At 70.5% G+C, this 9,002-nt stretch carries 9 protein-coding genes and 1 pseudogene; 9 read left to right on the top strand and 1 reads right to left on the bottom strand.

Annotated features, from left to right (window positions below; genetic code table 11):
- Positions 1-940: pseudogene (locus D458_RS34680) on the bottom strand (pentapeptide repeat-containing protein); the annotation flags it as partial.
- 245 nt (positions 941-1,185) lie between these two features.
- Between D458_RS34680 and D458_RS36865 the strand changes: the two are divergent.
- From D458_RS36865 to D458_RS0132185, 9 genes are all read left to right on the top strand, one after another.
- Positions 1,186-1,353: a hypothetical protein gene (locus tag D458_RS36865; protein ID WP_017590844.1), complete on the top strand. Its 168-nt coding sequence runs from the start codon at positions 1,186-1,188 to the stop codon at positions 1,351-1,353.
- Between the two features lie 164 nt (positions 1,354-1,517).
- On the top strand, positions 1,518-2,468 hold the full coding sequence (locus D458_RS0132220; protein WP_204366945.1) for an abortive infection family protein: 951 nt from the start codon (positions 1,518-1,520) through the stop codon (positions 2,466-2,468).
- Between the two features lie 203 nt (positions 2,469-2,671).
- Positions 2,672-4,267, top strand: a complete 1,596-nt coding sequence (locus tag D458_RS0132215; RefSeq protein WP_017590842.1) for a Mu transposase C-terminal domain-containing protein — start codon at positions 2,672-2,674, stop codon at positions 4,265-4,267.
- Positions 4,264-5,019 (top strand): ATP-binding protein, encoded by a 756-nt coding sequence (locus tag D458_RS0132210; RefSeq protein WP_017590841.1) that lies wholly within the window; start codon positions 4,264-4,266, stop codon positions 5,017-5,019. Before D458_RS0132215 ends, D458_RS0132210 begins: the two co-directional genes overlap by 4 nt.
- A complete protein-coding gene (locus tag D458_RS0132205) occupies positions 5,012-6,427 on the top strand; it encodes a hypothetical protein (RefSeq protein ID WP_152521310.1) in 1,416 nt (471 codons plus the stop codon). Before D458_RS0132210 ends, D458_RS0132205 begins: the two co-directional genes overlap by 8 nt.
- The gene (locus tag D458_RS35060; protein WP_152521309.1) at positions 6,424-7,101 is read left to right on the top strand and encodes a hypothetical protein; all 678 of its coding nucleotides are present in this window, start codon (positions 6,424-6,426) and stop codon (positions 7,099-7,101) included. The genes D458_RS0132205 and D458_RS35060 overlap by 4 nt, the downstream gene beginning before the upstream one ends.
- A 199-nt stretch (positions 7,102-7,300) precedes the next feature.
- A complete protein-coding gene (locus D458_RS0132195) occupies positions 7,301-7,870 on the top strand; it encodes a hypothetical protein (RefSeq protein ID WP_017590838.1) in 570 nt (189 codons plus the stop codon).
- 380 nt (positions 7,871-8,250) lie between these two features.
- Positions 8,251-8,514 (top strand): hypothetical protein, encoded by a 264-nt coding sequence (locus tag D458_RS0132190; RefSeq protein WP_239648124.1) that lies wholly within the window; start codon positions 8,251-8,253, stop codon positions 8,512-8,514.
- Between the two features lie 99 nt (positions 8,515-8,613).
- Positions 8,614-8,922, top strand: coding sequence for a hypothetical protein (locus D458_RS0132185; protein ID WP_017590836.1), 309 nt, complete (start codon positions 8,614-8,616; stop codon positions 8,920-8,922).
- Positions 8,923-9,002: the final 80 nt, after the last annotated feature.

Raw genomic sequence — 9,002 nt, 5'->3', positions numbered from 1 at the left:
CGCCATGGAAAGCCACCTCCCCACCGGAGAACTCGGCCTCGCCGAAGTCCACCTCCCCGCCGGAAAAGTGAGCGCCGGCCAGGTTGCCACCGTCGAAGACGGTGCCGGTGAAGTCGTAGTTCTTGCCCCGCCATCGGGTGTGCTCGCGCAGGTGGTTGCCGATGATGCGGATGACGGTGTGCCGTACCTCGCGGAAGGAGGTGAACTCCAATGCGCGCTCGCGGTGCTCGGCCCTCTGTTCTGGGGTGGCGTCCTCGGGCAGTTGGTCGGGGGCGGGGGTGTAGGGCATGCGTAGGTAGGCGCAGAGCACGTCGATGACCATCTGCACCTCTTCCTCGGAGGGTGCGTCGTCGGCCAGGTGGGCCAGGGCGTGGACGGCGCCGAGGCGCACGGCAGCGTGCTCGCTTCCCAGCTCGGTGTAGGCGGTGGTGAAGCGCTCGTTGAACAGCTTGGTGACCTCACGCTCAGATGTCCGCTCGGCGCGTTCCGCGTCGGCCTCGGTGGTTCGTTGGCGCCGGTAGGCGATCATCAGCAGCGCGACACCGCCCAGGCCGGCGACGACGGCGAAGGCTCGGGTGGCGATGGCGTCCAGGTTCTGGGGGGAGAGCCGGCCGATGTCTTCCAGGCCGGGGGAGCCCAGGACGAGCCAGACCAGGAGGACGATCCCCGCGACTGCGGCGATGGTGACCGCCCACGCGGTGAGGATCAGCCATCCCAGCCACACCGACTTCTTCTCTTGGGCTCCGGAACGGGCCAGGGCGGCCGTGGCCGCGAGCCCTGCGGCCAGGAGCGTGCCCAGCAGGATGCGTCCCACGGGTAGGGCCTCGGGCAGCAGACCGGCCAGGAACGGCAGCAGCGGCCAGGCGGTGATGGTCAGGGCGGGCAGAAGTAGAGCGGCCAGGGCGATCGCGATCCGTTGGCGGGGGGTGGGTGAGCGCACGATTGCCACGCTAGAGCGCCCGAACCTGAGGCGGGCGGTGGTTGCCGCATCCGGCCAGCAGCCACGCACCGTGACCGCACACTCGATCGGTCACGACAGGACCGTTTCATGGTTCCATTCTCTAATTCTCGACCATTCACCCCAAAGGACATTTTTCACTTCTCCTAGGCTTTCTCCAGGGCTTCGACAGAAGGCCTCGCCGGCAGTGGAGGAAGGGGAGAGGTGAGCCAGCCTGCGTTCGTCCGATGAGCATCGGCGTAGTCGACCGGCTCACCTCCCAGTCCGGCTCTTCCTGGATCGCCTGTGCCTCGAGGAAGGAGGCACAGGCCACCTGCTCGGGTTGGGACGTCGCGGAAAAGCTGATTACCGGCGTGCACATGGTGGTCGAACTCTCGCCTCGCCCGCTGCCCTGAACAGGGCATCGCTCCCAAGACCACAAGCTCCGCGCCTGGAGCCCTTCGTTGTCCGGCCGCAGTCCCGAAGGCACTGAAATTCAGGCACACCGGGACCTACCGATCAGGCACTATCGGAGCAGGATCCGGTTCCCGCTGGAACCATCGACCCAAGTGGAGTGATCGTGAAGTCGAGCGACTTCTTCGTGGCGCGACCCGTTGAGGCGGCCGCGGACGACCCGTTCGCCGCGCCGTGGGACTCTCCCCGGACCGTCACCGAGCTGAACGAAGACCTCCTCATATCGCTTCGCCACGGCCCGATCGAGGGCACCGATGACATCCGTGCGGCGCTGGCGCTATTGGATCTGGTGCGCGGCGAGTTGGAGGCCTTCGGCACCAACAGTGAGGAGGTCCTGACCAACCCGGAGATCGAGAACGCGATCCGGACTCTGGAAGCGATGACGCGCCGCGTGGGCGTGGATCTCAAGGTGCCCTTCCGGGACTTCGCCAAGTTTCGCACCTACTGGCTCCGCAACGATGGGTACGGCTCATGGGAGGCACGGCGGCAGATCCTGGACGAGCTGTTCGAGCCGCCCCGTGAACGACTCATCGCACTCGACGACGCCCGCCTCACCCCGATCCTGCCTGAGCGGTCGCTGGCGAACCTGAAGGATCCAGCCGCGATCCAGGAACACCTGCGGCGGATCCAACGCGCCATCGCAGATGACCCAGCCCAAGTCCTCGGGAGTGCCAAGGAGTTGATCGAAAGCACGGCCAAGATCGTGCTCGACGCGCGCGGCCTTCCCGTGGACGATCGAGCGGACTTCCCCGCGCTGGTCAAAGCCGCACAGCAGGCTCTGGGGCTGCATCCGTCAGCACACGTTCCAGGGCCTGACGGGCACAACGCCGTGAAGCAGATCCTGGGGGCGGCCTCCAGCATGGCCAACGCTGTGGGAGAGCTGCGCAACCGCTACGGCACCGGGCACGGGCCCGTAAGTGCACGGGCGGGGCTCGGCGCCCGTCATGCCCATCTGGCGGTGAACGCGGCGACCACCTGGTGTCAGCTCATGCTCGACACCCTCGCTGATGAGAAAGCGCCTTGGCGCAACCAGACACCAGAGGCTCCAAGCGCCTGAGAAGGGGAAGGGTTGGGCCACTTAGCGCCTGAGAAGGGGAAGGGTTGGGCCACTTGGAGTGGCCACCGGCTGATGATCAGTGCCCGACCGCCTTCGCCTCTTGCCAGCCCGTCCTTTCGAGGGCGGGCTTCGGTGTTTTTGGGACACAACATCCCTGGCCATCGCATACTCGATGACGAAGAGCCTCACATCGGGGGTGGGCTGTGGGCCGTGTCGATCCCGAGAAACGCGCATCGGCGACCGCGCGGTTGCGCCAGCTCGCCGACACCGGACACCTCACCTCCCGGCACGTGCGGCTGACGGCCGACGGGTGCGGGGTGAGCGAGCGCACCGTGTGGCGGTGGATCGACGCCAAGACCCGCGAGGCCGACGGCCGCGAGCGCCCCGGCTACCAGCTCACCGAAACCGACCGGGAGGCCTACACCTTCTACCGGGGCAACGCCGCGGCCGTGTACCGGGCTCGCCGCGCAGTGGTGGAAGGGAGCATCCCGCCGGCGGGCGTGCCGGTCCCCGACTTTCTCACCCAGGGCTGGCAGGGAGCGCAGCCCGTGGCCGAACGCACGCTGCGACGCGCCTTCGCCGACCAGGTCCCCCCGGCCGAGACCGCGGTGCTGCGCTCAGGGGAGAACGCCCGCCGCGACGCCGACGTGTACCTGTCCCGCCCGCCCAGCAGCCGTAACCAGGTCTGGGAGATGGACCACAAGCAGATCCCGGTCCTGGTCATGCCGCCCCGGGGTGCGGCGGTGCGGCCGTGGATGACCACGATCATCGACGACGCCACCCGCGCCCTGGTCGGCTGGGCGATCGCGCTGACCCCGCACTCGGGCACCGTGCTGACCGCGATCCGCATGGGCCTGGTCGAAGACGCCGAGCGGGGCCCCTTCGGCGCCGTCCCGGCGCTGGTGCGCATCGACCGCAGCCTGGAGTTTGCCGCGCGCCCGGTCACCGACGCGTTGAAGGCCCTGGGAGTGGACGTGCACCGGCTGCCCGCCTACACCCCGCACCGCAAGGGCAAGGTCGAGCGGTTCCACCGCACCCTCGAACAGATGCTGCTGTCCACGTTGCCAGGGTTCACCGGCGGCCCCCGCGACGCGGCCGGGCGCCTGCACGGGCCCCTCGACGACCGGCCCGCGGCCCGCGCAGCGGCCGAGACCGCCGACGTTCGCCCGATGGGCATCGACGCCCTGGTCGAGCGCGTCCAGGGCTGGGTGGGCTGGTACAACACCGCCCACCAGCACTCGGCCCTGGGCAGGCGTGCTCCGGCCCAGGCGTGGGAGGCCGATCCCACCCCGCTGGCCCGAATCAGTCCGGAGCGGCTGCGGCACCTGCTGCTGGCCGAGGAAGAGCGGGTGGTGGGCAAGGACGGCATCCGCTGGGACCGCATGTCCTATCTGGCGCCCGAACTCCAGGGGCGGCGCGGCCAGCGCGTCCAGATCCGGTACATGCCGCACGACAACCGCTCCATCGAGGTCTACGCCAGCGGCGAGTACCTGTGCACCGCCTACCCGCAGACGCACCTGACCCCCGAGCAGGTCGAGGAGTTCCGCCAGGCCCAGCGGGAGGAGACCCGGCGGCTGCGTGCCGCCCAACGTCGCAGTGCCCGCCGCTCCCGCACCGAGCTGGCACCGATGACGGGATCCGCTCCCGCGGCCGAGTCGCGCCTGCTGCCCGCCGTCGACGGCGACGATCTCGCCCGCCGCCGGTCCGAGCGCCGCCTGGCTGAACGGTCCAGCACCAGCCTGCTGGGCCTGGTCGATCCCACCATCCATCCCGTGGTCGAGGAGAACGAAGAACGGTGAGCGCACCCGCCCACTTCATGAGCCTGACCGGAGCGTCCACGCTCAACACCCGCTACTTCCAGCTCGCCCGCCACGCCGTAACGCACCTGGTCGCCCACCAGGCCACCGGCGTCATCTACGGTCCCGCCGGGACCGGCAAGACCTTCGCCGTCCACTCCGCGCTGGCCGAGCACGTCCATACTCAGCCGGTGGTGTTGGTCTTCCCCTCCCACCCGACCATGCGCGTGGTCGCCGACGAGCTGCTGTTCTCACTGACCGGCGAGCGCGCACCCGCGCGCCGCAACCGCTTCCAACTCATCTCCTCCCTGGTCGACCACCTCGCGGGGGCTCCCCGCCTCGTCGTGGTGGACGAGGCCCAGCGCCTCAACAGCGACTGCCTCGAACTCCTACGCCACCTGCACGACCACCCCGACACCCGCTTCGCCCTGCTGTACGTGGGCGGCAACGGCTGCTGGGAGGTGCTGTCCGCCGAGCCGATGCTGCGCTCCCGACTGTTTCGCATGGTCCCCTTCAAACCCCAGCCCCGCCAGGACGTGGTCGCCCTGATGCGTGCCTACCACCCCATCCACACCCACGCCCCCGAAGAGCTGCTGCTGGAGGTCGACGACACCTTCGCCCACGGCACCCTGCGCGACTGGGCCTCCTTCACCCACACCGCCGCGGCGCTGTGCGCCGAACAGGGCACCGACACCCTGAACGAGGCCGTGCTCACCAACGCCTACGCCCTCCTGGGCGGGGGCGCCGGTGGATGAGCGCCGCCGCGTCGTCGTGGTGCACAACCCTCGCGACGACCACGTCCTGGCCGCCCTGAACTGGACCACCGGCCAGACCGTGAACGCCATCGTGGTGCGGCCCACCCCCGGCGCCACCGACCAGGCCACCCTGGTCCACGACCTGATGAGCGCCCTGGGCAAGAACCCCTTCACCACCGAGGCACCCGCAAGCGTCGCCGACAGGTGGGGGATGTGCCACGCCTGGATGGCCGCCTCCGCCATCCGGGACGTGGTCGTCGACCGCGTCGAACGCCTCCCCAACGCCCACCTGCCCCGCCTTGCGCGCCTGGCGCACCGGGTCGGCGCCTCTCTGTGGCTGATCTGGAGCGCCCCCGACCCCGAACGCGCCGCCTGCGCCCTGGACGCGGCCCTGAACCAGGTCGACGCGCCCGCCCAGATCCAGGACCCGTGGCACATGTACCGGGACCTGGACGAGCGCCAACGCCGCTACCGCCTCCAGAGGGCGGCTCTCTACAGACACGAACCCAAACCGTGGCCGGCGTTGCCTCGCGTCGACTTCCCCCGTTTCCTGGCCACCTGCCGCCGTGCTCTGCCCGAGAGGCATCTCGTGCGGGTGCTGGCCGAGTACCGCGACGCCCACACCAGCGCTCGACAACGCTGGCAGGACGAGGTCGATCCGGCCACCGACCCGCACATCCAGCGTGCCCAGGTGGCCGCGTGGCTGCGCGATGATCTCCTGCTCGGCGTCACGGACGCCGAGCAGGCCCTGGTCCGGTTGCGCGCGGCCCAGGCCGCGCTCCTGCCGCTGGGGCTGCTGCTCAACCACCATGTGCACACCGCCGCCGTCGACCCCGTCCCTCACCTGGTCCCCGCCCTGACCAGCCAGTTGTGCCGGGCCATGGGGCGCACCCACCACACCGCCCCGCCCGCGCTGTTGGTCCTGGCCCTGCACCTGGGTCACGACCCCGGCTACCTCAGGGTGCTGCGGTGCCGCGACGTGGCCGTCGACGGTTCCACCGTGACCGTCACCCCCTGGTTCCACGAGACCTACCGCAGGCCGCCCTACGTGGTGAAGGTCCGCCCTGGCGACACGGCCCTGGCCGAGCTGGCCTATGCGCCCGTGCGCCTTCCGGCCTTCGCCCGTCCACTGCTGGCCGCGCACCGTGCTTACCGGCACACTGCAGGAGGGCGCAGCACCGTGCTGCTGTTCCCCTCGCCGCAGTCGTCCAAGCGGCCTGCGGCGCCGGTCGCGTTGCGCAACGCCGCCCATGAGCAGGCCCATCACCTCAAGGTCCACTCCCCTTGGGTCAAGCCCACCGGTGCCCTTCCGGGTCCGGAAACCACCTGGCTCCGGCACCGTGCTCTGACCGTGGACCAGCTCACCGACCCGCCCCACCCGAAGGGGCGCCGGGGGTGGGACTGGTGAACACCCATCTGATCGCGATCCGGCTCGCCCAGCGCGGCCTGACCCCGCACACCATCGCCGACCTGGTCGGCATCCACCCGCGCCAGCTCACCCAGGACACCGCCCGCGACCTGTCGGACCTGCCCGCGAGCGCGATCATCGAACTGGCCCGCCAGCTCGACATCGACCCCGACGACCTCGTGCCCGGCCTGAACCCGTCCCCAGCGCCGCCGCTGATGGCCGTGGATCTGGTGCTGGGGGCGCTCGCCAACGCCCCCACCCCGCTGACCACCGACCAGCTCGCGGCGGCCCTCCAGATCCCGCCTGAGGAGGTGCGCGTGGCGCTGGAACGCATCGGCCAGGACCCCGCGGCCGCGTCCCCGCTGGCGCTGCGCCGGGTCGGGGCGCAGGCCTTCCGGCTCACCCCCCGGCTGGACCTGATCACCGCAGAGCAGTACGAGCGGGTGCGCGCGGTCCCGGACGAGCAAAGCCCGCTCAGCGTGGCCCAGGCCCGCGCGCTGTTCCGCGTGGCGGCCGGGGAGCCGGTCGAGGCTGACTCCGCAGCGGTGCGCGAGCTCCAGGAGGCCGGTCTGCTCACCGACCAGGTGCCGCCGGAGCCGTGCGAGGACCTGGCGTTCGCGCTCGACCCCGGGGAGCCGGAGGTCACCGAGAGCGAGGAACGGCCGGACTACTGACATCCCCGTGGCCGATGTCCACTGACAAGTTGGTGGCCGATCCACTGACATCTTCGCGGCCGTCAACAGCCGCCACCGCCCCGAGCGACCGCGCACCGGAGCCCGCGGGTAGACCAGTGGAACCGGTGAGCCTTGGTATCTCGCAGAGATACAAGAGCTCACCAGAACCAAATACATCAGTGACGATAAAGTCCGCCGTATGGACCACACCCCTGAGCACCCCGCAGCAGACGGCCCTCCGGAACCCGAGGACACGGTGATCGAGACCGTCCGCGAGAAGCTGATCCGCCGTACCTGTGAGTGGTGCGGCAAGGAGATCTCACCCCGGGCCAAGGGGAAGGGGCGCAAACGGCGCTACTGCTCGCCCGCGCACCGACAGCGCGCCTACGAGGTGCGCACCGCGCGCGAGCGCCAGGAGCGCGACCAAGAGGCCGGCCTCGCCCGGCGCGAGGAGGAACCCGTCCGCGAGGTCATCGAGCGCACCGTCGTGCGCACCCGGCTGGTACCGGCCAGCCCGTGGGAACGCCCTGGGATGCGATCCGGCGGCCAGCTCTACCCGGGCATCGAACCCAACCCCGAACCCGAGCACCAGGAGGACCCTGGGGTTCGTCCCCGGGAGCTTCAGCGGATCCTGGTACGCACCGCGGCCGCGATCGCCCAGGGGCAGATGTCGATTCGCGAGGTGGAGCGGATCATGCGCGGGGTGGACGCGGTGCGGTCAGCGGGGGACCGGTTCTATGACCAGCTCGGTAGTGGTAAACGTCACTGACGGAAAAGGCAAGTACCCAGGTATCTGCGATCCGTCGTCTTCGGCGTGTCGCCGACGAAGGGCACCTCGGTGAGCGCCTGGTGGTACCCGGGGCTCGCCGCCCCGGGGCCCCGCTATCCCGGCCGGGAACCCGGCGCCCACCCGACGTGCGCAACTACTGGTTGCAGGCGCCGGAACCCCGTCCGGTCCAGAGGCTGGGGCCGTGGGTTCTGCTAGGTCCAGAGCGGGTTTGCGGGGGTGTGAGGCGAGCGAGCGTTAGTTTTCGTTACCCGGTCTAACCTGGTCATATGGCGGATCAGCGGACACCAGCGGCCGGATGGGAGGGCCTGCCGTCCCCGGGCGAACCCGGTTGGTCCGGGTGGTGTCGGCATTGGTTGGCGGTGCACAGCTCCACGACGCTCAACCAGCAGGCCGCCGCCGTCGACCTGTCCCAGCGTGCCCACGGCCGACTGCTCTGGCGGCACCTGGTCGACCGGCTCCTGGTTCTGGAGGCCGACCTCGGACAGGAGCAGACGGACGGGATCACCGACCGGGCGCTTCGGGCCCGCGAGGGCGAGCGGCTCCAGGAGCTCGAGGAGACCCGCGAAGCGCTTCGCATCCTGGAGCTGATCGGCCCGCACCTGCCCGGGGCACCCGGCCGGTGACCGGGGTGGGGGGTCACTCCCCCTCCCCCGCGCCCGGGAGAGTGCTGCCGCTGCCTCCGTGTACGGGTCTGGGGATTTTCAGCGGGCATCCTGGGGAGCATGACCGAGCATCCCGAACCGGAGCACCTCACCGGCCCCGACATCGAGCACCTGGCCGCCACGTTGCGCCGCCGCCGCGAGCAGTTGGCCGGCGCCACCGGGGTGCGGATCGGGCAGGGCAGCGTCGTGCACGGGTTGGCCACCCACATGTGGGCCGGGGTGGCGGTGCCCGCGGTGGCCTGCCACGCCGCTGTGGATCCGCTGCGGTTGTCCCCGGCGGCCGGGCCGGTGACGTGCCGCCGGTGTCTGGGCAGGGCCCGCCAGGAGCAGGGGCAGGTGCCGGGGCAGACCAGCCTCCTGGAGGAGTAGGCCCATTCGGTGAGGATCGACTCGGAGTGGAGTTCGACCGGTCGACGTGGTGGTCGACCACCCGGTTCAGCGGATATTTC

This window comes from Nocardiopsis ganjiahuensis DSM 45031 (assembly GCF_000341085.1).
In the GTDB taxonomy this organism is placed as follows: Bacteria; Actinomycetota; Actinomycetes; order Streptosporangiales; family Streptosporangiaceae; genus Nocardiopsis; species Nocardiopsis ganjiahuensis.
The sequence above is the reverse complement of the archived record's forward strand: the minus strand, read 5'-3'. Positions and strand labels throughout refer to the sequence as shown.

Coding starts and splice junctions, on each gene's coding strand:
- D458_RS36865 (WP_017590844.1), top strand. CDS start 1,186: ATGAGCATCGGCGTAGTCGACCGGCTCACCTCCCAGTCCGGCTCTTCC.
- D458_RS0132195 (WP_017590838.1), top strand. CDS start 7,301: ATGGACCACACCCCTGAGCACCCCGCAGCAGACGGCCCTCCGGAACCC.
- D458_RS0132185 (WP_017590836.1), top strand. CDS start 8,614: ATGACCGAGCATCCCGAACCGGAGCACCTCACCGGCCCCGACATCGAG.